The sequence below is a fragment of the Streptomyces triticisoli genome (genome assembly GCF_003270085.1).
Classification (GTDB): domain Bacteria; phylum Actinomycetota; class Actinomycetes; order Streptomycetales; family Streptomycetaceae; genus Streptomyces; species Streptomyces triticisoli.
This window is the reverse complement of the sequence record NZ_QFDQ01000002.1, coordinates 31,417-56,070: the sequence shown is the minus strand read 5'-3', so window position 1 is coordinate 56,070 and position 24,654 is coordinate 31,417. Positions and strand designations below refer to the sequence as shown.

Below are 24,654 nucleotides of genomic sequence, written 5' to 3'. Positions count from 1 at the left end.
GGCGCCGGCCGCCCCCACCAGAGCACCCGCCACCGCGCGCATCCGCAGCGGCCGCCCCACACCGGCGACCTCGGCGTCCGCCAGGGCCGCCATGGGCGACACGGCCGCGGCGCGGCGGGCCGGAAGGTAGGCCGCCACGAAGGTGACCCCGACGCCCACGAGGTACGCGGCGACGGGCGTGACCCAGCCGACGACCATCTCCGTGGTCCTCAGGTTCATGCCGAAGGCGCTCAGGAGCCGGATCAGTCCGGCCGCCATGCCGATCCCGGCCACCAGACCCAGCGTGGAGCCGACCAGGCCGAGCAGCACCGCCTCCATGAGCACCGAGCGTCGTACCTGCCGCCGGTCGGCGCCCAGGGCGCGCAGCAGGCCCAGCTCGCGGGTGCGCTGGGCGATCAGCATGGCGAAGGTGTTGACGATCAGGAAGACCCCGGCGAGCACCGCGATCCCGGCGAATCCGAGCATGACGTACTTGATGATCCTGAGGAATCCGCCCAGGCTCGCGGCGGCGGACTCGGCCTGCTCGCCGGCGGTCTTCAGGTCGTAGGCGCCGGTGCCGATCACCTGGCCGATACGGTGCTTGAGCCGGGCGTCGGTCACGCCCCCGGCCGCGTCGACCGAGATGCTCGTCGCACGGTCGGTGGAGCCGAGCAGCCTGGTCTGCGCGGTCGGCGTGTCCAGGAAGAGCAGGGCGGCGCCCGGATTGGTGGTGGTGAACGTGGCGATGCCGACGACACGCACCCGGAAGGTGCCCGGCCGTGCGTGCACGGTCAGCGTGTCGCCGATCCTCACGTCCGTGTGCCGGGCCGTGTCGGCGTCCAGCACGGCCTGGCCGTCGCCGTGCGGGGCGTGGCCCGAGGTCAGCCGGACCGGGCTGTGGCCGGTGACCTCCCAGTTGCGGGCGACGATGGGGGCGTCGGTGGTCGGGCCGACCGGTTGATCGCGGCTGTTGACGACCACGGCGTTCTGGACGGCCACGTTCACGTGGACCGCGGCCACGCCATCGACCCCGGCCACTCGCCGGGCGAGAGAGGCGGGCACCGTCCGCACCACGCCGGTGGGCACGGCGGACCTCAGGTCCTGCCCGGGCCCCACCGTCACATCGGCGGAGGTGGAGGCGAAGAGCCGGTCGTAGGTGCGGGTGACGGTGTCGGAGAAGATCAGGCTGCCCGTGACGAAGGCCACGGACAGGATGACGGCCAGGGCGGAGAGCAACAGCCGCCCCTTGTGGGCGAGGAAGCTGCGCAGGGTCGCCTTGAGCACTCCGGTCAGGCCCCCTCGACGGCGACATCGTCACCGTCGAACCGGCCGCGGACCACCTCCAGACCGGGGGTCCGCCGGCTTCCCCCGGCGAACAGGCGCATGCGTTCCAGCACCGCCTCCGCGGTCGGGTGCTCCATCTCGTCCACGATCCGCCCGTCGGCGAGGTAGAGCACCAGGTCGGAGTGGGCGGCGGCGCCCGGGTCGTGGGTCACCATGACGACGGTCTGCCCGAGGCTGTCGACGGCGTCGCGCAGAAAGCCGAGCACCTCCAGGCCGGACCGGGAGTCGAGGTTGCCGGTCGGTTCGTCGGCGAAGATCAGCTCGGGCCGGGAGGCCAGTGCCCGCGCGCAGGCCACGCGCTGCTGCTGGCCGCCGGAGAGCTGGGACGGCCGGTGCTTGAGCCGGTCCCTCAGCCCCAGCGTGTCGATGACCTCGTCCAGCCACTTCTCGTCGGGCTTCCGGCCGGCGATGTCCATGGGGAGGGTGATGTTCTCCAGTGCGTCGAGGGTGGGGATGAGGTTGAACGACTGGAACATGAAGCCGATCCGGTCCCGGCGCAGCCGGGTCAGCTCGCGGTCCTTCAGCCCCGTGATCTCGGTGTCGCCGATCCAGACCTGACCGGCCGAGACGGTGTCGAGGCCCGCCAGACAGTGCATGAGCGTGGACTTGCCGGAACCGGAGGGGCCCATGACCGCGGTGAAACGGCCGCGCGCGATGTCGACGTCCACCGAGTCCAGCGCGAGCACGGCGGTCTCGCCCGACCCGTACGCCTTGGTCAGCCCACGGGCGCGGGCCGCGATCCCGTCGGCCGACGCCTGGCCCGGCGCCGCAGCAGCTGTGGACACGACGGCCTCCCTGAGGGTGCTTCGTCCGATACGTCCCGGCTCGTGACTGGTTTGTCCCCCGCCGAGGGTAGTGTGAGCGGGCCCACAGCCGGTATCCCCCGTTGGGTCGAGCGCGGGCTCCACCCGCAGGACGGGCCCCGGATATCGGTGTAAGGGGCACCCTCCGTCTGATCAGCCGCGGTCGGCGGAGACCGGACGCCAGGCGGTGCCCAGCGCGCAGTACGAGGTGGGCAGGGCCGGCCCCTTCTCCGGCATCAGCATCCGGCGGTAGGGGCCGAGTTCGAAGCCGGCGTCCCGCAGGGCTGCGACCGGGTCGCGGGCCAGATGGCAGCCGCCGGCCAGCAGCGGCCACACCGTGCGGTCCAGGGCGCGCTGGGTGAGGGTCATCGCCCGGCCGCCGCCCCTGCCGTGCTCGAAGAACCGCACCTCACCGCCCGGCCGCAGCACCCGCCGCGCCTCGGCGAGCGCGCGCGGCAGGTCGCGCACGCTGCACAGCACCAGCGAGAACACCACGGCGTCGAACGCCTCGCTCTTCACCGGCAGCGCCTCCGCACGGCCCGGCACCACGTCGACCGGGACCCCGGCGCGCAGGGCGGCCTCCAGGGCCCGTTGCCGCAGCAGCCGCTCCGGCTCGATCGCGACGACCTCCGCGACGGTGCCCGGATAGTGCGCGAAGTTCAGCCCGTTCCCCGCGCCGATCTCGATCACCCGCCCGGACAGCCCGCCCAGCAGCCGCCGACGCACCCCGGCCATGCCCATCCGGCTCTCCGCGGCCACGCTGACCCGGGCGTAGTAGCGGGCGAACACCGGATGACGAACGGCGTCCCGCGCGGACCGCGACACCATGGCAACCTCCTGGACGGACGGGCTTACGGAGAGTGTCCCCCGCGCAAACCCCCGGCACGCACACGCGTGCCGGGCACCGTGCGTCCTGGCATGTCACCCGTGCGCCGGACCGGATGCCGCCTCGATCCGCCTTGAGCCCGCTGGGCTCGACACGGGGCCGCCCGCCGCGGCCGGCCGTTCACCGGAGATTGCCGGGCACCCGGGGCCGGACGTTGTCCGGCTCGCCGAGCCGCGGGTCCGCCGCAGGTCCGTAGGTCCGTAGGCCCGTGGGCCGCATGCGTGCCCGTGCGGACCGCTGCACGCGCGTCCGTGCAGGTGCGCTCCGGCCCGTGTCTGCCGTCCGCGCGCGGGGTTGTACCGCCCTGAGACCTGTCCGGGCCCGCGGGGGCTGTGTCCGGTCCCGGTCTGTCGTGCTCGTACCGGGGCTCGGCGCGCGTGCCCGCCGAGGGCGACCGTACGACGGGGCCGGCAGGGTGCCCGGCCGGGCCGGATGCCGTTCCGCTCGGCGAGCCGCCGGTTCTGTGGCAGGTCGGTCCGCACTGTGGGCCGCATGTGCGACGCACACCCGCTCGGGGCGGGGCCTGCCGCTCCGGCCGAGTGGGCCCGTGTGTCCGTGCCCGGGGAGCCAGTGGCCCCCGGTGTGTGCGTGCCTGTCGGGGCAGGCACCGTCCTCCTGGCCGGCTCAGGCGCGCGCCCGCGCGCGGGAGACGCGGCAGACGCGGGAGACGTCGAGTACGACGAGGGAACGGACCTCGTCCTCCACGCGGCGCGCGCCCGCGTGTGCGGACGCCGAGGACCGGTGCCGCGCACGCCTGCCGCGCACGTCTGCCGGGACGGTCCCGGCAGGCGGTCCGCCGCCTATGCGAACGGCGGCGGTGCCTCCCGCGTCGTGAAGGTCTCCGCGTCCCATCCGCCGTTGAGGCGGGGGGCCAGCCAGTCGGGGGCCGTCGCCCGGAAGACGGCCGGGAGGAGGGTGCCGGCGCCGGCGGGGAGAGCGCCGAGAAGGGGAGCGGCGGCTGCTCCGGGAAGGTCGGTGACGTTGCAGCGGGAGGCCAGGTCCGGGTGGGGCGGCCAGCTGCCGATCACCACGCCGAGCAGATCCAGGTCGCGGGAACGCAGTTCACGGGCCGTCAGTTCCGTCGTGTTCAGCGTGCCCAGGCCGGCCGAGGCCACCAGCAGGACCGGGGCGCGCAACAGCCGCGCCGCGTCCGCCAGGGTGCCGCCCGACTCGTCGAAGCGGACCAGCAGCCCGCCCGCGCCCTCCACCAGCACCAGGTCGTGCTCGGTGGCCAGCTTGGCCGCGGCCTCGGCCACCTGGTGCGGGCGCACCGGCGCCCGCCCGGCCCGCCGGGCCGCCGTAGCGGGCGCCAACGGCTCGGGATAGCGGGCCAGTTCACGTGCGGTCACCGGACCGGCCAGCCGCGCGACCTCCTCGGCGTCCCCGCGTTCGTCCGGCCGTACGCCCGTCTGCGCGGCCTTCAGCACGGCCACCGACCGTCCCGCCGCGAGGGCCGCCGCGGCGACGGCGGCCGTGGTGACCGTCTTGCCGACCTCCGTCCCGGTGCCCGTGATCACCAGTACCGGCATCTCAGCCCTCCCGCGCCGCCGCGCACACCGCGCGCGCGATCCGTGCCACATCCGCGTCACCGGTGACATACGGCGGCATCGTGTACACCAGGTCCCGGAACGGCCGCAGCCACACGCCCTCGCGCACGGCCGCCCGCGTCGCCGCCGCCATGTCCACCGGACGGTCGAGCTGGACCACGCCGATGGCGCCCATGACCCGCACGTCCCGCACCCCGGGCAGCTCCGCCGCCGGGGCCAGCCCGTCCCGCAGGCTCGCCTCGATCCGCTTGACCTCCGCGCGCCAGTCCTGGCCGAGCAGCAGCCCGACCGACGCGCACGCCACGGCCGCCGCCAGAGGATTTCCCATGAACGTCGGCCCGTGCGCCAGCACCGGCACCTCGCCCCGCGAGATCCCCTCCGCCACCCGCGCCGTGCACAGCGTCGCCGCCATCGTCAGATAGCCGCCGGTCAGCGCCTTGCCCACGCACATCACATCCGGCGTCACGGCGGCGTGCTCCGCCGCGAACAGCGCGCCGGTGCGCCCGAAGCCGGTCGCGATCTCGTCGAACACCAGCAGTACGTCGTGCGCGTCGCACGCCTCGCGCAGCACCCGCAGATAGGCGGGGGAGTGGAACCGCATCCCGCCCGCGCCCTGCACCACCGGTTCCACGATCACGGCGGCCAGTTCACCGGCGTGCCGTTCGACCATCTCCCGCAGATGGTCGGCGTACGCTTCCTCGTACTCGGCCGGCGGCGCGTCCGCGAAGACCTGACGCGGCAGCACACCGGTCCACAGCTCGTGCATCCCGCCCTCGGGGTCGCACACGGACATCGGCTGCCAGGTGTCGCCGTGGTAGCCGCCCCGCCAGGTCAGCAGCCGCCGCTTGTCCGGGCGGCCGAGCGAACGCCAGTACTGCAGGCACATCTTGACCGCGACCTCGACCGACACCGAACCGGAGTCGGCGAGGAACACGTGTTCCAGGCCGTCCGGCGAGATGTCGGCAAGGAGCTTCGCGAGCCGGACGGCGGGCTCGTGCGTGAGCCCGCCGAACATCACATGGCTCATCCGTGCCAGCTGCTCCCGCGCGGCCTCGTTGAGCACCGGGTGGTTGTAGCCGTGGATCGCCGCCCACCACGACGACATGCCATCGACCAGTTCGCCGGAGCCGTCCGCGAGCCTGAGCCGCACCCCGCTCGCCGACTCCACGACGAGCGGTTCCTGACGGCCGGGCATGGGCCCGTACGGGTGCCACACGTGCCGCCGGTCGAGCTCCAGCAGCTCGGCCACGCCCGGGCCGGACAGGTCAGGCATTGGGCGCGACGTCCGTTCCGGCGCCCCGGCGGCGTACGGCGACGAGGTCCGTGCGCGGCTCGTTCCCCGAGGGGGTGGAGTCCGCGGAGGTTCCGCACACGCCACCCTCGTGACAGCCGCCGGAGGTCCGGTGCTCCGGCAGCGTCACCTGGTCCGTGCCCTCCACCTCGAACCCGGCGTCCGCGATCATCTCCAGGTCGGCCTTGCCGGCCTGGCCCTCGCTGGTCAGGTAGTCGCCGAGGAAGATCGAGTTGGCCAGGTGCAGGGCGAGCGGCTGCATGGTGCGCAGGTGCACCTCGCGGCCGCCCGCGATCCGCACCTCCACGTCCGGGCAGACGAACCGCACCATCGCCAGGATCCGCAGGCAGCGCTGCGGGGTCAGGTGCCACTCCTTGGCGAGCGGCGTTCCCTCGAACGGGATCAGGAAGTTCACCGGAACGGAGTCGGGGTCCAGCTCGCGCAGCGAGAAGACCACGTCGACCAGGTCCTCGTCGCTCTCGCCCATCCCGGCGATGAGCCCGGAGCAGGCGGACAGCCCGGCCGCGTGCGCCTTGTTCACAGTGTCCACCCGGTCGGCGTAGGTGTGGGTGGTGGTGATGCCGCCGTACGTCGCCTCGGAGGTGTTGAGGTTGTGGTTGTAGGCGTCGGCCCCGGCCTCCCGCAGCCGCTCGGCCTGGCCGTCGGAGAGCAGTCCGAGACAGGCGCACACCTCGACGCCCTCGTTCTGCTCCTTGATGGCCTTGATGGTCTGGGAGACCCGGTCCACGTCACGGTCCGTCGGACCGCGTCCGCTCGCCACCAGACAGACCCGCTTGGCACCGCCTGCCAGCCCGGCCGCCGCGGCCTTGGACGCCTCGTCGTCCTTGAGCCAGGTGTACTTGAGGATGCCGGCCTTCGAGCCGAGCCGCTGGGAGCAGTAGGAGCAGTCCTCGGGGCACAGGCCGGACTTGAGGTTGACGAGATAGTTGAGTTTCACGCGCCGGCCGAACCAGTGGCGGCGCACCTTTCCGGCCGCGGCCACCACGTCGAGCAGGTCGTCGTCGGAGGTGGCCAGCACGGCCAGAGCTTCCTCCCGGGTCGGCGACTCGCGCCGGAGCCCCTTGTCCACCAGCGTGTTCAGCAGGTCCATCGATCTCCTAGCGAGGGAACCACCGGCTTCGGCCGGTGGGGGGAATCGCTTCCTGAATTTGTGGTAGTTTCCGCCTGTCCCGCAAGGGACCGGTTCGGGCTGGACCGCAACCCTTGGGTTGGAAGCCCCCCTCCTTCGGGTGGGGGAGCGGAGTCACGAGAGTCGATCCTGTCCTACGGGGTTGTCCGGGGCCAAGGAGAGTCTCCACAAATCCACACGCATTGACGTGTGGATATTGCCACACCATGGGTGGCTGGCTCCGGGGCTAGGGTCTGTGCACTGCACTGCAAAAGCCCCGGAGGACCCATGGCGTTCGGCTGGATCGAGGAGCAGGCCGAGGTACGCCGCCGGTCCGGGCTCGTGCGGACGCTGCGGCCCCGCCCGGCCGAGTCGCCGCTGCTGGACCTCGCGAGCAACGACTACCTGGGGCTGGCCCGCCATCCGGAGGTCACGGCGGGGGCCGCGGACGCGGCGCGCGCCTGGGGCGGCGGCTCGACCGGCTCCCGGCTGGTCACGGGCACCACCGAGCTGCACGCCGAGCTGGAGCGCGAGCTGGCCGATTTCTGCGGATTCGAGGCGGCGCTGGTCTTCTCCTCCGGATACGCCGCCAACCTCGCCGCGGTCACCGCGCTCGCCCCGCACGGCTCGCTCATCGTCTCCGACGCGGGCAACCACGCCTCGCTCATCGACGGCTGCCGGCTGGCCCGGGGTATCACGCAGGTCGTCGGGCACGCCGACCCGCAGGCCGTGCGCAAGGCGCTCGGCACGCACGAGGGCCCGGCGGTCCTCGTCTCCGACACGGTGTTCTCGGTCGACGGCGACGCCGCCCCGCTGGCGGAGCTCGCCGGGGCCTGCCGGGAGCACGGCGCCGGTCTCGTCGTCGACGACGCCCACGGGCTGGGCGTGCTGGGCGCCGGCGGCCGCGGTGCCGCGTACGCGGCGGGGCTGGCGGGCGCCGGTGACGTGGTCGTCACCGTCACGCTGTCGAAGTCGCTCGGCAGCCAGGGCGGAGCCGTCCTCGGGCCCGCACGGGTGATCGACCATCTGGTCAACGCGGCCCGGACGTTCATCTTCGACACGGGCCTCGCCCCCGCGGCCGCGGGGGCGGCCCTGGCGGCGCTGAGGCTGCTGCGCCGCGAACCGGAGCGGGCGGCACGCGCGCGCGAGGTGGCCGACGAACTCCACGCGCGCCTGACCGCCGCGGGTCTGCACTCGGTACGCCCCGACGCCGCGGTGGTCTCGGTGCGCGCGCCGTCCCCGGAGGGGGCCGTGCACTGGGCGGCCGACTGCCGTGCGGCCGGGCTGGCCGTGGGCTGCTTCCGTCCTCCTTCCGTGCCCGACGGCATCTCACGGCTGCGGCTGACCGCCCGCGCGGACCTCTCCGGGGCGCAGATCGAACGCGCTGTACGGGTGATCGGCGAAACGCGGCCATGAGTCGGCGTGACACGGCCGTGCGTCGCCGGATGCGGAACTGACCGGATCGTGCGTCAGAGGCCGTGCGCCGCGGCCGTGAAGCCCACCCAGCTCTCGGGGGAGAAGAGCAGCGCCGGCCGGGCCGGGTCCTTGGAGTCGCGCACGGCGAGCAGCCCGGCCCAGGGCCCCGCGGACGGCCGGGCCGTCTCGACGCAGTTGTTGGCTCCGGTGCTGTAGCTGCTGCGCAACCAGAGCGCGCCGTGCAGATCGGTGCTGGAAGGTACGTGCCGAGGCAGAGCGGACATGGTGCCTCCTTACGCGGTGAACGGTGGTGCGCCGTCAGGTGTCCCGGCGCGTCCGGGCGATGAGATCCAACGAGTCCTCGGGCGGAAGAGCGTGGCTCCGAAGAGCGTCGAAGGCCTCGGCGTAGGCCTCCAGGTCTTCTTTCCGTTCGAGGTGGAGGCTACTCGTCAAGTGGTCGATGACCACCACGTCAAGATCAGAAGTGCTCGAAAATGAGAAGATGACGAAAGGCCCGGTGACGCCGATGTGCTCACCGGCGGCGAACGGCAGTACCTGCAGCCGTACTTGGGGCAGTCGCGCCGCCTCCGCCAGCCGCTCCAGCTGACGTGCCATCACCTCGGGCCCGCCGACCTCCCGGCGCAGCACGGCCTCGTCCAGCACCACGTCCAGCTCCAGCGGCGGATGCGCGTGCAGCACGTCCTGGCGGGCCAGCCGCACCTCCACCAGCGCGTCCAGCCGGCCGCCGTCGAGCCCGTCCACGACGGCCCGGGTGACCGCGCGCGCGTACTCGGGGGTCTGCAGCAGCCCGGGAACGACCGAGGTCTCCAGCGTGCGCATCCCGCTCGCCTGCGACTCCAGGCTGATGAAGTCCCGGTAGGTCGGCGGCAGTACGCCCCGGTAGGCGTGCCACCAGTGGTGCCGGCCGCCGTCGTCGTCCAGCCCCGCCAGCACCAGCAGCAACTCGCGCAGTTGGGAGTCCCGGACGGCGTACGCGTCCAGGAGTAACCGCACATCGGCCGGTTTCACCCCGCTGGCGCCGGTCTCGATCCGGCTGACCTTCGACTGGTGCCAGCCCACCAGCCGGGCCGCCTGACCGCTGGTGAGACCCGCACCGGTGCGCAGCGCGCGCAGTTCGGCGCCCAGTTTCCGGCGGCGTACCGCGGGACCGTGCTGCATGGACTGCTCCTCACTCATCCGAACGCTCCACATGACTCGCTTCACATACGGTCTGTCGTCGCAGAGTTCACCGCATCGAGCGACAGATATATGCATATCTGGTGGATCGCCACGCAGGACCGGTGCGGTGATGGCAATCTGGCGGCGAAGCACCAGTCCGGGACCGTACTCGAACCCACCCGCTCGTGTCGGACTGCGATCGCCTGGGAAAGGGCCGACCTCGCCATGGCAGACCATCTGGAAGCATCCGTCACTCTGCCGAGCGATCCCGCCTCGGTCTCCGCGGCCCGCGGTTACGTGGTGGGCACCCTCGAGGAGTGGGGCCTGCCGCCGGACACGGACGCCGCCGAGACCGTCCGGCTCATCGTCTCCGAGCTCGCCACCAACGCCGTACAGCACACCCTCGGGCAGTCGCCCACCTTCACGGTGGACCTCGCCCTCGTGCGTGACGAACACCTGCGTATCGGGGTGACCGACAGCCATCCGAGATTTCCGAAACGACTGCCGGCCGCCGTCCAGCAGGACAACGGCCGGGGCCTGGTGATCATCCGGTGGCTCACCGCCGAGTGCGGTGGCAGGCTGACCGTGCGGCGGACCCGGGAGGGCGGCAAGACGGTCTGCATCGAGCTTCCGTGGACGGTCCCGGCCCGGCCGGTCACGGCCGCGGGGCGGCAGGAACCGTAGCGCGTGCGGAGCCCGGGGCGGTGACGGCGCCTCAGGGCGCCGCCACCGCGTCCGGGCGGGTCAGCGGACCCGGCCGTACCAGACGTTCTTCGTCCAGATCTTCTGCAGCTTCACCACGTCCCCGGTCTTCGGGGCGTGCCAGATCTTGCCCTTACCGGCGTAGATGCCGACGTGGTAGACGTACGAGCCCGAGTGGAAGAACACCAGGTCCCCGGCGCGGCGGCTCTTCGCGGAGATGTGACGGGTCTTGTTGTACTGCTGGGCCGCCGTGCGGGGCAGCTTCTTGCCCACCTTCTTGAACGAGTACAGCGTGAGGCCGGAGCAGTCGAAGCTCCGCGGCCCGGTGGCGCCCCACTGGTAGGGGGAGCCCTTCTTGGACGCCGCGATCCGAAGCGCCTTCGTGGCCGGTGCCGCGGCCGCGGCCTCGGAGGCCATGCCAGGAACCACGATCGAACCGCCCACGGCGGCCAGGGTCAGGGCCGAGGCCGTGCCGGCCCGGGCCATCAGTGACGGGACACGATTGAGCGAAGTCATGCGCAACCCTTCGTCAGCCGCCTGTGAAGGATGACCTGTCGGATTCGGGCTGGCGAAGTTGCCCGGCCGCGTTGCCGCGGCTTCACCCCAAGGGCTGCTCGGGCCGGCCATGGCGTGACCGTTCCGGCGACCCGTCGTGCTCGGGTCCTCCACTCCTGCCGATCCACTGGTGTCGACCGGTCGTCCGGGCGGCGGCAGGATTCGGCGTCCGCCCGGACCGCCCCGCCGCTGTGGCGGGGGCTTGTCGTCAGACACGGATCTTCACCCACGCATGTCCGAAAATCCCAACAGAACCGGGGATTTGTGTTGTTACTCACCACTCAGCCGTTCGGGTGGACACCCTCGCGCTCGAACGGCTGTCTCCTCCCGTGACGACTCCCGGACCAGCACCGGAACGTCCCGTTCCGCCATCCGGGGAGGCGGGTCGCGCAACCGGAAGGGCCTCGAAAAAGGAGGTGAACCTACCTGAAAGGAGGTACGTCATTTGCTCCGTTCCGACTCATGCCCACAGGACTCGTTCTCGCCGACGGCGTACGGAGTCTGTTGATGCGTCAACTCCTGCCATCCGACGGAGGGCTGACGGCCGGTAGGCCGGCCGAGTCGAGGTGACGGATGATCAGTTCCGCTCAGCGGGACTCGCCGCGCCGGTTATCGGATTGGCAAAGAAGGCCAGTGCCCCCTGTTCCCGGGGACCTCGCAGCCGTAAGGATCCCCCGTACCCAATTCGCAACGATGTACGGGGAGGTCCCACTTGAGGGACATGAGACCGAAGGACCGGGCGGTGGCGCTCGGTTCGGCCGGTGCGCTGGTCACGGCGACCCTGATGGCCGGCGCCATGGCGACGCCCGCCGCCGGTGCGGAGAACCGCTACGGCCAGGACCGGGAGGCCCGCGGCGCCGCGATCGCCGCGGAGCGCGCCGCCAGGGCCGGGATCGACTGGCAGGACTGCCCAGCCGACTGGGGACTGGCCAAGCCCATCCAGTGCGGCTGGGTCTCGGTGCCGGTCGACTACGCCAAGCCGTACGGCAAGCAGATCAAGCTCGCCGTCGACCGCATCGGCAACACCGGCACCAAGAAGGAACGCCAGGGCGCCCTCGTCTACAACCCGGGCGGACCGGGCGGCTCGGGCCTGCGCTTCCCGGCCCGGGTCACCTCCAAGAACCCCATCTGGGCCAACGTGGCGAAGGCCTACGACTTCGTCGGCTTCGACCCGCGCGGTGTCGGCCACTCGGCGCCCATCTCCTGCACGGACCCGCAGGAGTTCGCCAAGGCGCCCAAGCCGGACCCGGTGCCGGACTCCGAGGCCGACAAGCGCGTCCAGCGCAAGCTGGCCCGCGAGTACGCCGAGGGCTGCTACGAGCGCACCGGCCGTACGATGCTGCAGCAGATGACCACCGCGAACACCGTCCGCGACATGGACGTCATCCGCGCCGCGCTCGGCGAGAAGAAGCTCAACTTCCTCGGCGTCTCCTACGGCACCTACCTCGGCGCCGTCTACGGCACGATGTACCCGGACCACGTGCGCCGGATGGTCGTCGACAGCGTCGTCAACCCGGCGCGTGAGAACATCTGGTACCAGGCCAACCTGAACCAGAACACGGCCTTCGAGGTCCGCTGGAAGGACTGGCAGGACTGGGTCGCCAGGAACGACGCCACCTTCCACCTGGGCACCACCCGCGCCGAGGTCCAGGCCAAGTGGCTGGAACTGCGCGCCACCGCCAAGAAGAACCCCATCGGCGGGGTCGTCGGCCCGAACGAGCTGATCTCCTTCTTCCAGAGCGCCCCGTACTACGACTCCGCGTGGGTGCCGGTGGCGACGGTGTTCAGCAAGTACGTCGCCGGTGACACCCAGGCGCTGGTCGACGCGGCCGCCCCGGACCTGTCCGACACCGCGGGCAACATCTCCTCGGAGAACGGCAACGCCGTCTACACGGCCGTGGAGTGCACCGACGCCAAGTGGCCCACCAGCTGGCAGAAGTGGGACCGGGACAACACGCGGCTGCACCGGACCGCGCCGTTCATGACCTGGGCCAACGCATGGATGAACCTGCCGTGCGCCACCTGGCCGGTCAAGCAGCGGACCCCGGTGAACGTCAGGACCGGCAAGGGCCTGCCGCAGGTGCTGATCGTGCAGTCCGAGCGGGACGCCGCCACCCCGTACGCCGGCGCCGTCGAACTGCACAAGCGCTTCAAGGGCTCCCGCCTGATCACCGAGAAGGACGCGGGCTCCCACGGCGTCACCGGCCTGGCCAACCCGTGCGTCAACGACCGGGTGGACGCCTACCTGCTCACCGGCAGGCTGGACCGGGAGGACGTGACCTGCGCTCCGCACGCCACGCCGAAGCCATAGCGGGCGGCCGTACGTGACGAGGGGCGGCCGGGACGCCCGGCCGCCCCTTCTCCGTGTGCGGTGCCGTGGCGGTCAGCCGAGCGGTGAGCGCGGGAACCTGCGCTCCTTCTCGCCCTTCGCCTCGGCCTGCTCCGCCTTGACCACCGCCGCGTACCGGTCGACGTACTCCTGCCCGGACAGCGACAGAATGGCGTACATGATCTCGTCCGTGACGGCGCGCAGGACCGCCTTCTCGTTCTCCAGTCCGGCGTAGCGGGAGAAGTCCAGGGGCTTGCCGAAGCGGATCGTGACCGGGTACATGTGCGGGACGACCCGGCCCGGCGGCTGGGCCTCGAAGGTGCCGATCATCGCGCACGGCACGACCGGCACCCCGGCCTTGAGCGCCATGACCGCGACACCGATCTTGCCCTTGTACAGACGGCCGTCGTGCGATCGGGTGCCCTCCGGGTAGATGCCGAGGAGCTCGCCCTCGCGCAGTACCCCGAGCCCTTCCCGGATGGCGGCCCGACCGGCCTCCTTGCCGGAGCGGTCGACCGGGATCTGCCCGGCGCTGCGGAAGAAGGCGGCGGTGAGCCGGCCCTTGAGGCCCGGTCCCGTGAAGTACTCGGCCTTCGCCAGGAAGGTGATGCGCCGTTTGAGTATCGCGGGCATCAGGAAGTGGTCCGAGAACGACAGGTGGTTGCCCGCGACGATGGCCGGACCGGACGCCGGCACGTGCTCCAGCCCTTCGATCCGGGGGTGGAAGACCGTTCTGAGCAGCGGTCCCAGCAGGACGTATTTGAGCAGGTAGTAGAACACGGCTCGCCCCTAACGCGACCAGGTCCGCCTGGATCCGGGACTTCCCCAGGTCAAGGTCATCAGGACCACGGGAGTCGGCTCACGTGCACCTGTATTCATCTGTAACCGTGTTCGCTCGGGCTCATGCCGCCCTGCGGCTTTCGCCCGCGCCCTGGGTGGGGGTGTCGGTGGTGGTGGGCCGGCCCGCCGCCGCCTTCCAGCAGGCGCTCGACCAGCTGCGCCGGCCGCCCCGCACCGAGAGGGGACCGCGGTGAGACCGGCCGGGCGGACCACGGACCGCCCGGCCGGTTGCGGCATCACTCCCGCCGTCCGGTCCCACCCCTCACGCCGACCCGACGCGGCCACTGTCGGAACGGCCCCTCCAGGGGCCTCGCGTACGTGCATCCAGGTGCCCGCGGTGGTCGCCGAACGGGCGCGGTATGGGCCGATCGGCCTTCGCCGACGGGACTGGTGGCCCCGGTCGGAGTCAGGACGGTCGAGTCACCATGAACCCAGGACTCCTGACGGAGGAGGTGGGACCGGTGGCGAACCTCGGTGCCGCGATCGTCCGGCAGCACCAGCGGGGCGTCGCGTTCCGCTTCGGGAAGCTGCGCGGTGTGCGTGATCCGGGCATCCGGTTCACGATTCCCCCGGCGGACCGGATGTGGAAGGTCACGCTGCGCACGGTGACCCTGCCGATCCCGTCCCAGCAGGTGATCACCCGGGACGACGTCTCCCCCGGCGTCGCCGCTGTCGCCTGCTTCCGGCGCGTCGACCCGGTGAAGTCCCTCGTGGAGATCGAGGACGTGTCGACCGCGATCGGTCGGATCGCCCGGACCACCGTGCGCAACGTCGTCGGCCGTTCCCTGCTCGACCAGGTCCTCACCGACACCGAGACGCTCAACACCCGGATCAAGGAGGTCCTCGACGGTCTCACCCGGCAGTGGGGCGGGTACGTGCTGCTGGTGGAGCTGAAGGACATCGAGCTTCCGGCCGCCGTGCAACGGGCCGTGTCCTGCCAGGCCGAGGCCGAGCGTGAGAAGCGCGCCAGGGTCATCGCCGCTGCGGGGGAGACCCTGAGCGCCGACCGCCTCGCCGAGGCCGCCGACGTCATCAGCGACCATCCCATCGCCCTGCAACTGCGCAACCTGCGGATCCTGGCCGAGATCGCAGCGGAGAAGAACTCCACGATCGTCTTTCCCGCCCAGTTCCTCGAAAGCGCCCGGACTCTGCCCGGGTTCGTCGAAGGGGAAGACGGAAAGGTCACCGCGGCTGTGCCGGACCTGGGCCCGCGCAGGCAGCCGGTGGCAAGCGGCGGCCCCGTCAAGAGGTGAGCCGGGGGAACAGAACAGTTCGGGGAGGCCCGGTACGCCGGCAACACGGCCGTGGCGGGCGCCGTCGCAAGAGGCGCCCCCAATGAGGAAGAGGAAGGGTGAGGGTCATGAACCGGGCATCATGGACGACGAAAGAGGTGTTCACCGGGCGGGGAGGCGCCCGTACCGACGAGGCCGGAGTCATCACGGGCGGTCTGACCGTGCGCACCACCTGGGATGGCAGGCAGGCCGATGTCGCGGTCGGGTACAGCGGCACCTCCCAGTGGTTCACCCTCACCGGAAGCCCGGTGTCCTGCGCCCGCCACCAGGACAGCCGAAAGCTGCACCAGGCGGTGGTGGAAGCCGTGAAGGCCGGCGGCGGTGCCACCGTCCCCCGGCTGGAGGACGTGGTGGGACGGTCTTGAACGGCGGCGCCTGCTCGCTCGGACAGGCAAGGCGAGCAACGGCGCCTCGGCCCGGCCGCACCGCAGGGCCGATACGGCGGCGGGGCGCGCGGGCCAGGACCCGACGGCCACTCGGCATCACGGCTGCCGTACGCGGTTCGTCCGTGCGGTGCGAGCCGTCGACCGGGCACCTGATTCCGTGCTTCGGCCGGGAGCAGGTGCCGGGCGCCGCGGCCACAGCGGGCCGATGCCTGATGCGCCGGGCGGGACGGAGACTCGCACCATGGAAGAACCCGAATGCCGTCATTCCGCGGGGGTGAACCGCGATGACACCGCCCGTACACCGTCGGCCCGGCCAGTTCCCGGAACGACCCTTCCGCGCGATGGGCCGGGGTGAACCGGTCGCCGCCGAGTCCGGCGATTTCTTCGAGCGGATGAACCGCTTCCTGGAGGAAGCCGGTGTCGTGCCCGCCGGTGGGGCCTCCCCCCCCCGGCGGACCTGCACGAGACCGACGAGGCCAAGGCACCGCCGGCCGGCGGTGTGCTGACCATCACCATGCCCAAGGCGCAGCCGGTCAGGCCGTACCACATCGAGATCGCCGAGTCCTGAGCCGCGGCGGCCAGGGGAGGCGGACGTTCTCGGTGTGCGGCGAATGCGCGTCGTGGGCGGCCGATGAACCGGGACGGCTCGTCCGAACAGGCGGCGCATCCGGGCCGCGCCGACACGCCTCCACCCGGTTCCGGGCAGCAGTCACCCGCCGACGGTGTCCATGTGGCCGGCGGGTTCGCACGGGGTGCGAGAGGGAGCGGCCTGCGCCGCGGGCAGGCGGGCCCCGGGGTGACGGCGCACCTCAGTCCGGCTCCATGCGGGGGCGGCGGTAGACCGGGGCCTGGCCGGTGCCCCACGGGCGCACGGCTGCCAGCACACGGGTGACCGCGGACTCGATCGGACCACTGGTGTCCACCGAGAGGGCCTCGGCCCAGGGCGGTTCCCCGGCCGCCATGGCGGTGGCGATGCCGGCGTCGGCGTCGGACGCGCCGGGGGCACGTGTGCGCAGCCGGGCCGCAGACACGTCGCCGGGCACGTGGCAGTGCAGGGCCACCAGGTCGGCGCTGCCGCGTTCGGCCACGCGCAGCGCTGCTTCGCGCTGCCTGGCATCGGACCAGGTGGCGTCCAGGACGACGGACTCGCCGCGGGACAGCAGGGCGGCCGCGCGATCGAGCAGGGTGGTGTAGGTCCTGGCCGTCCACTCGGGTGTGTACAGCCCCTCGCCGTAGCCGGCCGCCGCGGACTGTTCCGGGGGGATGCCCGCCAGTTCCTTGCGCAGACGGTCGCTGCTGAGCAGTGCGACGCCCAGCCGGTCGGCCAGTGCCCCGGAGAGAGTGGACTTTCCGCTGCCCGGCAGTCCGCCGACGAGGACGAGGCACACGGTGGAGGAACGCAGGTGGCGCAGTGCCGTGGAGGTCAGCCGTCGTGACGCCGCCTGTGCGCCCGGCGCGCCCTGGCGTGCCTGGATCAGGGAGACCTTGGCGCGGACGAACGCGCGGTAGGCGACGTAGTGGTGCCACAGGGAAGGAGGCGCGGGGTCGCCGGAGTACTCGCTGTACTGGGCGAGGAAGTACGCCGCGGCCTCCGGAGCGCCGAGCTGTTCCAGGTCCATGGCGAGGAAGGCGGCGTCGTCGAGGCCGTCGACATGGCGCAGGTCGTCGTCGAACTCCAGGCAGTCCAGGACGCGGGGGCCGTCGTCGAGGCAGAAGATGTCCTCGGCGAGCAGGTCGCCGTGGCCGTCGACCACCCGCCCCTGCGCGATCCGGGAATCGAACAACGGCTTGCGGCCGGCGAGGTAGCGGCGCACCAGACGCTCGGTCTCCGCCACCCCGTCGGGCACGGAGCCGTCGGCGGCCAGCGCGCGGACCTGTGCGAAGCCGGCCTCCCAACGCGATGCCAACGCGTCCCGTGTGCCCTGCTCGTCCACGTCGCGGCCGCGGGGCGCCTTCGCGTGCCACGCGGCGAGGTGCCGGGCGACGGTCCGCAGGACATCGTCGACATCGGCCCCGTCCCGTACCAGCCGGGACAGGCGGCGCTCCGCCGGCATGCGGCGCATCACCACGAGCGGTTCGGCTTCCTCCACGCCGGGGCTGCGGATCTCGCCCAGGCCCAGGTAGACGTCCGGGGAGAAGCGGCGGTTGAGGGCGATTTCGCGCTCGCAAGCGGTCCGGCGGGCCGTCACCGAGGTGTAGTCCAGGAACCCCACGTCCACCGGTTTCTTCAGCTTGTAGGCGCGGTCGCCGACGAAGAACACGATCGCGGTGTGGGTCTCGCACACCTCCGCGCGCGGCAGCGGCCCGCCGTCGCGGCGGGCACCGGGCCGGAGCGCGGACGGGTCGGCCCGGGGTACCGACCGCGCCGACTGCGGGTGGAGGCCGGGCTCAGTCATGAGGAACGACGGCGACGGGGCAGCGCCCGTGATGAATGGCGGCCTGCGCCACGGGACCCAGGTGGGGCGCCAGGCCCGGACGATGCCGGCGTCGGCCGACGACCAGTAGCAGCGCGCCTTCGGCGGCCCGTACGACGGCCTGGGCGGGGCTCGCGAGACGGACGCTGTCGGCCACGTCCACCTGCGGGTACTTCTCCCGCCAGGGGCGAAGCGCCGCGCCCAGCCGCTGCCGGGCGTCCCGTGTCGTCTCTTCGGCGACGGCGTGGTCCACATCCCGGGGCACATGTGCGGGCAGTGGCATGCTCCTGCCGTGGACGGCCAGGAGCGGAACGTCCCTGGCGGCAGCGGTGTGGAAGGCGAAGTCGAGCAGGTCGTCGGAGGATCCGCGCAGTTTCAGGGCCACGACCACGCGGCTCGAGGACGGCGGGAGTGGCGGCTCCTGCTGTCGGCCTTCGGCGCGAACCAGCACCACCGGCCGCTCGGCCCGCGCCACGACGGGCATGCTGACGTCGCCCAGGAAGTAGCTCTCGACGGGTTCCAGACCCCGCGAACCGAGCACGAGCATCTCCGACTCCGCCGCCGAGGCCGCTTCGAGCAAGGCGTTCCGGGCGTCGTCGGCGACCAGGTCCTCGACGACGGACAGGTTCGGGTGGTGTGCCCGGAGCTCCGCCCGCGCGGTGCGGACGAGACGTTTCGCCCAGTAGTTCTGATCGATCTCCGCGGGGACGTGGGTCGGTTCCGGTGCCAGCAGCGGCCACGCGTGCAGCAGACGGAGAGTGAGCTTGCGCCGCTGGGCCTCCTCGGCGGCCCAGTGGGCCGCGGCGAGACTCTCGGGTGAGCCGTCGAGACCCACGGTGACGACCGGTTCCATGGCGTCGGCCTCCGTCTCGTAAGAATCAAGAACAAGGAGCTGGAAATGACGGCGAACGAGTCCGACACCGATGGTGCCGACGGCCCGGACGCCGCCGACACGCCGAGCACGGTGCGTTCTCATTCGAGGAGTACCGCAATCCCTCCCGCGGCGCATGTGGACCCGTGCAGGCGGGGGCCGCAGGCGTGGAACGCGGTACGAGGCGCCGCTTCACCCCGCGCACACGGCGGCGGGGAGAGCACTACCCGCCGTGCTTGTGCGGCACCGTGATCACCGGGCATCGGGCGTGGTGCAGCACCCCCTGGCTGACCGAGCCCAGAAGCATGCCGCTGAAGCCGCCGAGCCCCCGCGCGCCCACGACCAGGCCGAGAGCGTGCGCGGACGCCTCGGTGAGGACCTGCACCGGATGGCCGCACACGACCTCGTGGTGCAGATCGACTTCCGGATGGGCGGCGGTCCGCCCGGACGTCGTCTCCGACAGGACACGACGGCACTCCTGAACGGCCGCGTGCTCGTCGAGGACGCCGAGCACCGGGGGATGCCAGATGTACAGGGCCCTGAGCACCGCGCCGCGCAGTGCGGCCTCCTCGAAGGCGAGGTCGACGGCGGCGGCCGAGTGCGCGCTGCCGTCCACGCCGACCACGAAGTACGGCTGCTGCTGGGTGACGTGCTCCGGCTCGGGCGTCACCACCACCGGACAGGCGGCGTGCGCGACGAGCGGCAGAGCGACCGCCGCGGAGGTGAACAGCTCCTGCCTGGTGCTGAGGTGCCAGGACCCCACCACCACGGCCGTCGCGTGCCGGGCCTGCTCGCGCAGCACCCAGGCCGGAGGTCCCTCGGCCAGCAGCGCGGACGTCTCCAGTCGTGGATGCCGGGACTCGACGAAGGCGACGGCTTCCTCGAGGGTGTGATCACCGGCCGTGTGCAACTCGTCCTTCCAGCTCTCCCAGGAAGGAAGCCCGCCACGTGGCCGGTACCCGGCGGTCGGCAGCCCCTGCGCGTGCACGAGGAGCAGGGGCAGGTGACGTCGCTTCGCCTCGTCCGCGGCCCAGGCGAGCGCCGTCCGCTTGTGCGGATCCGGGTCGACACCGACCACGATCGGCTTTCGGCCATCGGTGTGAGCCATCAAGGCCTCCCGAACTGGAGCATGTCCTCTTCGTCGCGGCCGCGCACCACCGCCACGGGCCCGTGCGCGTGGTGAAGCAGCGCCTGACTGACCGATCCCAGCATCAGTCCGGCGAAGCCTCCGCGCCCGCGCGAGCCGACGACGGTGAGCTGAGCGGTGCGGCTGGCCTCGATCAGTGATTCACGGGTGGGGCCGTGCAAGGCCCTCTGCTCCACGCGCACCTCCGGATACCGCTCGCGCATGCCCGCGACCGCCTCGGCGAGCAGGCGTTCCTCCGCGCCGGCCGGCGCGGAGGGTTCGTTCGCACAGGGCAGGGCCGGGCTGACGGGCCGCGGCAACGGGGTGTTCCACGTCGTCCACGCGTGCAGCGCGACGAGGCCCGCACGGCGCCGGCCGGCCTCGTCGAAGGCGAAGCGGACGGCTTCGGCACCGGCCGGAGAGCCGTCGACGCCGAGCAGGATCGGCCCCGCCGGATCAGCGGGCTCCCGCACCACCAGCACCGGGCACCGCGCGTGAGAGGCGAGCCGCGTCGACGTGGAACCCACCAGCAGCCCCGCGAAGCCGCCGAGGCCCCGGCTTCCGACGACGACGAGCTCTGCCGCCCGGGACTCGGCCTCCAGTACGGTCAGCGGCTCTCCCCGCATGACGGCACCGCGAGCCTCCACACCCGGCACCGCTTCACGGGCCCGGACCATGGCCTCCTCCAGCAGGCGGTCGGCCGCTTCCAGCAGGTGTGCCCTCAGGGGCCGGCTGACCGCCCTGTCCAGCGCTGTGTGCGCCGTGGGCCAGGAGAAGGCGTGCACCACGCGCAGGGCCGCCTTGCGCAGTTCGGCCTCCCGAGCCGCGCACGCGACCGCGGCCAGGCTCGAGGGCGAGCCGTCCACCCCCACGACCACCCGGGCCTGTGGTTCAGAGGGTTGCATGGCCTCCTCACTCAAGTGTCGCTGTCCTTGACGTCCAAGCTGTCCGGCCCGACGCGACCGGGCCGGTCGGGGTGTGCCGGCGGCGGGGCGGCGGGCGGCCCCGGCCGGCGAAGGGGATCGCCCGCGTGGCGGGCCGCCAGACGCTCGCGCAGGTCCGCGGTCGTGCGGGACAGGCGCGGGGAGACGTCGGGCACGGGCGGGACCGGGGCCCGGATCCGCAGGGCCGACCCGGGCAACGCGGACAGATCGGCCACCAGGCGTTCGTGTGCCTCGGCCAGGGTGTCCGGTGGGGCGGTACGGCAGCCGTTCCGCATGACGGTGCGCAGCAGCGGCTCCGCCCCAGGGGGAGCAGGCTCGTCGCGCAGCGCGAGGAGGTCGGGCCTCCCGGGGCGGCGGTGGATCTGCTTGCGTCCGGGTGCCGTGACCTTGGCCGAGGACAGCTTCATGACCGGGTGCCCGTCGTACTCCACCAGTTTGTAGGCGGAGTCGAGGTAGGGCGCGTCCGCCGAGGTACCGACGCGGGTGCCGACCGCGTAGACGTCGATGGGCGCCCCGGAGCGCACCAGTTCGTCCACGCGGTACTCGTCGAGGCCGCCGCTGACGACGACGCGCACCTCGGGCAGGCCCGCGGCGTCCAGCACACACCGGGTACGGCGGGACAGCTCCCCGAGGTCGCCGCTGTCCAGGCGGACGGCGCAGCCGGGGCCCCGGCCGATCTCCCGCAGGACACGGGCCGCGACACGGACGCCCCGGACGGTGTCGTAGGTGTCCACGAGGAAGGTGACCGGACCCGGATGGGCTCGGGCGAAGGCGTGGAAGGCGCTCTCCTCGTCCGGGAACGCCTCGATGTAGGAGTGCGCCATCGTGCCCGACGCACGAAGACCCCATCGGACGGCGGCGGCGACGTTGCTGGTGCCCGCGAAACCCACGAGGGCCCCGACCCTGGCGGCCTGCAGGCCCGCCGACGTGCCGTGGTCACGGCGCAGCGAGAAGTCGATCACCGGATGACCTGCCGCCGCCAGGACACACCGGGCGGCCTTGGAGGCCACGCTCGTCTGGTGGCTGACCTGGTTGAGCAGGAACGTCTCCACCAGCTGGGCCTCCGCGACCGGCGCGGTGACCTCCAGCAGGGGCTCTCCCGCGAACACCACGCGCCCCTCCGGAACGGCGCACACCTCTCCCGAGAACCGCAGGCCGGACAGAGCCGCGAGGTCCTCGGGCGGGCGGCCGAGGGCGGAGGCGAAGTCGCGTATGTCGGCCGCGGTCACGCGGAAGGCGCTCAGGAAGTCCAGGACCGGCTCCAGTCCCGCACTCACCAGGAAGCCGCGCTCGGGCGGCAGGTCCCGGACGAAGAGGCTGAACGTGGCTTCCCTGTCCATGCCCTCGTGCAGATAGGACAGGACCATCGTGACCTCGTACAGGTCCGTGGTGGTCACAGCCGACATCGCGCCCACCCACCGGTGTCCGTCCGCTCGGCCCGCTCGACGGCCTCGCGTTCGACGGGACTCGGTCCGCTTTCCCGGAGGACGCCCTCCGCGATGACGCGGACGCCGTGTTCACCGATCGCGCCGAGGCCCGGTTCCGGCTGCCGGGGCACACGCAGCCCGCGTACCACGGCCGGATCCAGCGGGGCACCGAGGCACCGGGCCACTTCGAAGGCCACGGGGACGTCACCCAGGGGCACTCCCGGCACCACCACGTCCGTGTCGCGCAGCTGCTCCAGGCGTCGCGCCGAGCGCCGTCCGGCGGCCGCACGGTCCTCTTGGCGCATGGGCCACCTCCCTCGAAGCCTGCACGCGAACCTCGGAGTGATCCGTGGCGTGGCGGTGGCAGCAGGGCTCTCCCTGCCGTTGCAGCGCGTACGGTGCGCCGGTGCGGTCAGGATCGTCGCGGAGGCCATGGCGCCGGCTCCTTTCGCCCGCGAAGCGCGGAACGGTGCCATGGAGCTGCTGCTTCCAGCCTCCGCCCGGGCGGACCGCGCCGCCACTGACCCCCCGGACTCCGACCGGCGCCCTTCGGCACAAGAAGCGGGCGACGCAGGGACAACAGGACGCAGGGGCAACAGGAGGGACACGGGCGGAGACGAGGACCCGGCGGGAGACGAGGGAACGGGAAGGGCCACCCGCTTCTCGCGGATCCTGATTGCGCGGTGCGCGGCTGATCGCTGCTGCTCCGCGTCCTCTGCGGTCCTTCCCGTCACCTCAAGGACACCACGCGGGACGCCGGGACACCAGGGCCGTTCGGTCCTGGTCCGTGTTTCCCCGCTGACCACCAGGGCATCGTCGCGCGCCGGGCCGTGGGAAATGTCCGGGCACCCGGCGGTGCCGGCCGAGGCGCTGTGAGGACTCGGCGCCCCGCGGGCGGTGCGGTGCCACGCCTGCCAGGAGCCGTCCACCCGGCGACGTACGGTGGTGGACATGGCCCCTCCGCTGCCAGGTCCGCTGGCGCACCTGGCACCGCTGCTGAGCCACTACGGATACCTGGCCGTCGGCGGTGTGGTCCTGGTGGAGGACTTCGGGGTTCCCGCACCGGGTGAGACGATCCTGATCGCGGCCGGGGTGTATGCCGGAGCCGGTGAGCTCAACGTGGTGGCCGTCGGCCTGATCGCGTTCGCCGCGGCGATCGTCGGGGACAACATCGGCTACCTCGTCGGCCGGTTCGGCGGCCGGGCGTTCGTCCACCGCTGGGGGCGGTACGTCTTCCTGACGCCTGAGCGGTTCGAGACGGCCGAGCGGTTCTTCTCCCGGCACGGCGGCAAGATCGTCACGGTGGCACGCTTCGTCGAGGGCCTGCGCCAGGCCAACGGCATCATCGCCGGCACCACGGGCATGCACTGGCTCCGCTTCCTCGCCTTCAACGCGCTCGGCGCCGCCCTGTGGGTGGGCCTGTGGCTGACCCTGGCCTACTTCGCGGGCACGCACATCGGCACGGTCTACGACGAGATCCGCCGCTACGAGATCTACGTGCTCGTCGCGCTCGGCCTCCTGGCCGCCGCCCTGATCACCCGCCAACTGCTGCGCCGCAGGCACCGCGAGGACTGATGCGCGCGGGACCCGGGTGAACACCCCGGGGCATCGAGGTTCCGGTGCGTGGGTTCCTCATCCGCGGGTGTCTCCCGGCACAGGGCCGCGCAGACCACGACGCACCGCCGCGCCGGGTGCGCCGTCGGTGAGGTGCTCGGCGTGGTCGTCGGCACCGTGGCCGCCCGCACGACGCGGCCACGGGCCGGACGGCCGTACCGGTCAGGGGTGGCCGTCCCGGCCCATGGGCTCGTTCAGCGGACCGGTGTCCGGCCGGCCGCCGTGCCAGGGCACGGCCCGGTGCGTGTGCCGGTGGCGTGTCGCGGCACCGGCCAGGAGAGCTGCGCCCAGACAGAAGATCAGGGCGAGGGCGAGACCGGCGCTGAAGGCCTCGAGCGTGTTCATCCTGGCGATGTCGTTGCCGAGCACCGACACCGTGTGCTCGGGGCCGCCGGACAGGTTGCCGGCGATGAGCAGAGCGGTGAAGGCAGCGGTCGCCGCGAGGAGGAGCAGGCCGATGAGCAGCATGGAAGTCATCTCCTCAGAGAGTCCCGTCACTTCGCCGGGTACCCGCCCCGTCGCCGTGCAGGCAAACGTGCGGGCCTCCCCCGGATCACCGCCGGAAGACCGCACACGGACC

The 24,654-nt window shown here is 72.4% G+C and carries 25 protein-coding genes and 1 riboswitch; of the genes, 7 read left to right on the top strand and 18 right to left on the bottom strand.

The window, feature by feature from the left end:
• The 7 genes from DEP02_RS00580 to bioB form a co-directional block, all read right to left on the bottom strand.
• Positions 1-1,263, bottom strand: a 1,263-nt coding sequence (locus tag DEP02_RS00580; protein ID WP_157977349.1) for an ABC transporter permease, incomplete at its 3' end; no start/stop codon positions are given.
• 5 nt (positions 1,264-1,268) lie between these two features.
• Positions 1,269-2,108: an ABC transporter ATP-binding protein gene (locus tag DEP02_RS00575; RefSeq protein WP_112465326.1), complete on the bottom strand. Its 840-nt coding sequence runs from the start codon at positions 2,106-2,108 to the stop codon at positions 1,269-1,271.
• A gap of 171 nt (positions 2,109-2,279) precedes the next feature.
• The gene (locus DEP02_RS00570; RefSeq protein WP_112465324.1) at positions 2,280-2,954 is read right to left on the bottom strand and encodes a class I SAM-dependent methyltransferase; all 675 of its coding nucleotides are present in this window, start codon (positions 2,952-2,954) and stop codon (positions 2,280-2,282) included.
• 682 nt (positions 2,955-3,636) lie between these two features.
• On the bottom strand, positions 3,637-3,777 hold the full coding sequence (locus DEP02_RS33200; protein ID WP_157977348.1) for a hypothetical protein: 141 nt from the start codon (positions 3,775-3,777) through the stop codon (positions 3,637-3,639).
• A 35-nt stretch (positions 3,778-3,812) separates the two neighbouring features.
• Positions 3,813-4,541, bottom strand: a complete 729-nt coding sequence (gene bioD / locus DEP02_RS00565) for a dethiobiotin synthase (protein WP_157977347.1) — start codon at positions 4,539-4,541, stop codon at positions 3,813-3,815.
• A gap of 1 nt (position 4,542) precedes the next feature.
• The gene (locus DEP02_RS00560) at positions 4,543-5,832 is read right to left on the bottom strand and encodes an adenosylmethionine--8-amino-7-oxononanoate transaminase (RefSeq protein WP_112465322.1); all 1,290 of its coding nucleotides are present in this window, start codon (positions 5,830-5,832) and stop codon (positions 4,543-4,545) included.
• Positions 5,825-6,961, bottom strand: a complete 1,137-nt coding sequence (gene bioB, locus DEP02_RS00555; RefSeq protein WP_112465321.1) for a biotin synthase BioB — start codon at positions 6,959-6,961, stop codon at positions 5,825-5,827. Before bioB ends, DEP02_RS00560 begins: the two co-directional genes overlap by 8 nt.
• A gap of 306 nt (positions 6,962-7,267) precedes the next feature.
• Here bioB and DEP02_RS00550 point away from each other — a divergent pair, with 306 nt between their 5' ends.
• Positions 7,268-8,395 (top strand): 8-amino-7-oxononanoate synthase, encoded by a 1,128-nt coding sequence (locus DEP02_RS00550; RefSeq protein ID WP_112465319.1) that lies wholly within the window; start codon positions 7,268-7,270, stop codon positions 8,393-8,395.
• A 53-nt stretch (positions 8,396-8,448) separates the two neighbouring features.
• Here the strand turns inward: DEP02_RS00550 and DEP02_RS00545 are convergent, their stop codons facing one another.
• Together DEP02_RS00545 and DEP02_RS00540 are read right to left on the bottom strand one after the other, a co-directional pair.
• Positions 8,449-8,679, bottom strand: coding sequence for a DUF397 domain-containing protein (locus DEP02_RS00545; RefSeq protein ID WP_112465318.1), 231 nt, complete (start codon positions 8,677-8,679; stop codon positions 8,449-8,451).
• 34 nt (positions 8,680-8,713) lie between these two features.
• A complete protein-coding gene (locus DEP02_RS00540) occupies positions 8,714-9,574 on the bottom strand; it encodes a helix-turn-helix domain-containing protein (RefSeq protein ID WP_112465333.1) in 861 nt (286 codons plus the stop codon).
• Positions 9,575-9,799: 225 nt separating this feature from the next.
• Here DEP02_RS00540 and DEP02_RS00535 point away from each other — a divergent pair, with 225 nt between their 5' ends.
• Positions 9,800-10,258 (top strand): ATP-binding protein, encoded by a 459-nt coding sequence (locus DEP02_RS00535; RefSeq protein ID WP_112465331.1) that lies wholly within the window; start codon positions 9,800-9,802, stop codon positions 10,256-10,258.
• Between the two features lie 60 nt (positions 10,259-10,318).
• On the opposite strand, the gene DEP02_RS00530 is transcribed toward DEP02_RS00535, so the two are convergent.
• Positions 10,319-10,792 (bottom strand): C40 family peptidase, encoded by a 474-nt coding sequence (locus DEP02_RS00530; protein WP_112465316.1) that lies wholly within the window; start codon positions 10,790-10,792, stop codon positions 10,319-10,321.
• A gap of 3 nt (positions 10,793-10,795) precedes the next feature.
• A riboswitch (cyclic di-AMP (ydaO/yuaA leader) is annotated at positions 10,796-11,009 on the bottom strand.
• 534 nt (positions 11,010-11,543) lie between these two features.
• Here DEP02_RS00530 and DEP02_RS00525 point away from each other — a divergent pair.
• The gene (locus DEP02_RS00525) at positions 11,544-13,142 is read left to right on the top strand and encodes an alpha/beta hydrolase (protein ID WP_198668233.1); all 1,599 of its coding nucleotides are present in this window, start codon (positions 11,544-11,546) and stop codon (positions 13,140-13,142) included.
• Between the two features lie 72 nt (positions 13,143-13,214).
• Here the strand turns inward: DEP02_RS00525 and DEP02_RS00520 are convergent, their stop codons facing one another.
• A complete protein-coding gene (locus DEP02_RS00520; RefSeq protein WP_112465313.1) occupies positions 13,215-13,940 on the bottom strand; it encodes a lysophospholipid acyltransferase family protein in 726 nt (241 codons plus the stop codon).
• A gap of 107 nt (positions 13,941-14,047) precedes the next feature.
• Here DEP02_RS00520 and DEP02_RS33195 point away from each other — a divergent pair, with 107 nt between their 5' ends.
• From DEP02_RS33195 to DEP02_RS00510, 3 genes are all read left to right on the top strand, one after another.
• On the top strand, positions 14,048-14,194 hold the full coding sequence (locus tag DEP02_RS33195; protein WP_157977346.1) for a hypothetical protein: 147 nt from the start codon (positions 14,048-14,050) through the stop codon (positions 14,192-14,194).
• Positions 14,195-14,425: 231 nt separating this feature from the next.
• A complete protein-coding gene (locus DEP02_RS00515; protein WP_198668232.1) occupies positions 14,426-15,253 on the top strand; it encodes an SPFH domain-containing protein in 828 nt (275 codons plus the stop codon).
• A 107-nt stretch (positions 15,254-15,360) separates the two neighbouring features.
• Positions 15,361-15,657: a hypothetical protein gene (locus DEP02_RS00510; RefSeq protein WP_112465312.1), complete on the top strand. Its 297-nt coding sequence runs from the start codon at positions 15,361-15,363 to the stop codon at positions 15,655-15,657.
• A gap of 830 nt (positions 15,658-16,487) precedes the next feature.
• On the opposite strand, the gene DEP02_RS00505 is transcribed toward DEP02_RS00510, so the two are convergent.
• From DEP02_RS00505 to DEP02_RS00480, 6 genes are all read right to left on the bottom strand, one after another.
• On the bottom strand, positions 16,488-17,963 hold the full coding sequence (locus DEP02_RS00505) for a bifunctional aminoglycoside phosphotransferase/ATP-binding protein (RefSeq protein WP_112465311.1): 1,476 nt from the start codon (positions 17,961-17,963) through the stop codon (positions 16,488-16,490).
• A gap of 103 nt (positions 17,964-18,066) precedes the next feature.
• Entirely contained in the window at positions 18,067-18,945 is an 879-nt protein-coding gene (locus tag DEP02_RS00500) for a universal stress protein (protein WP_112465310.1), read from the bottom strand.
• A 241-nt stretch (positions 18,946-19,186) separates the two neighbouring features.
• Positions 19,187-20,071: a universal stress protein gene (locus tag DEP02_RS00495; RefSeq protein ID WP_112465309.1), complete on the bottom strand. Its 885-nt coding sequence runs from the start codon at positions 20,069-20,071 to the stop codon at positions 19,187-19,189.
• A complete protein-coding gene (locus tag DEP02_RS00490) occupies positions 20,071-20,994 on the bottom strand; it encodes a universal stress protein (RefSeq protein WP_112465307.1) in 924 nt (307 codons plus the stop codon). Before DEP02_RS00490 ends, DEP02_RS00495 begins: the two co-directional genes overlap by 1 nt.
• A gap of 11 nt (positions 20,995-21,005) precedes the next feature.
• The gene (locus DEP02_RS00485) at positions 21,006-22,439 is read right to left on the bottom strand and encodes a nicotinate phosphoribosyltransferase (RefSeq protein WP_112465329.1); all 1,434 of its coding nucleotides are present in this window, start codon (positions 22,437-22,439) and stop codon (positions 21,006-21,008) included.
• The gene (locus tag DEP02_RS00480; protein WP_112465306.1) at positions 22,427-22,765 is read right to left on the bottom strand and encodes a hypothetical protein; all 339 of its coding nucleotides are present in this window, start codon (positions 22,763-22,765) and stop codon (positions 22,427-22,429) included. The genes DEP02_RS00485 and DEP02_RS00480 overlap by 13 nt, the downstream gene beginning before the upstream one ends.
• A 646-nt stretch (positions 22,766-23,411) precedes the next feature.
• Between DEP02_RS00480 and DEP02_RS00475 the strand changes: the two genes are divergently transcribed.
• Positions 23,412-24,035, top strand: coding sequence for a DedA family protein (locus tag DEP02_RS00475; RefSeq protein ID WP_112465328.1), 624 nt, complete (start codon positions 23,412-23,414; stop codon positions 24,033-24,035).
• 201 nt (positions 24,036-24,236) lie between these two features.
• Here DEP02_RS00475 and DEP02_RS34245 read toward each other — a convergent pair whose 3' ends face one another.
• The gene (locus DEP02_RS34245; protein WP_332871911.1) at positions 24,237-24,551 is read right to left on the bottom strand and encodes a hypothetical protein; all 315 of its coding nucleotides are present in this window, start codon (positions 24,549-24,551) and stop codon (positions 24,237-24,239) included.
• Positions 24,552-24,654 lie beyond the last annotated feature (103 nt).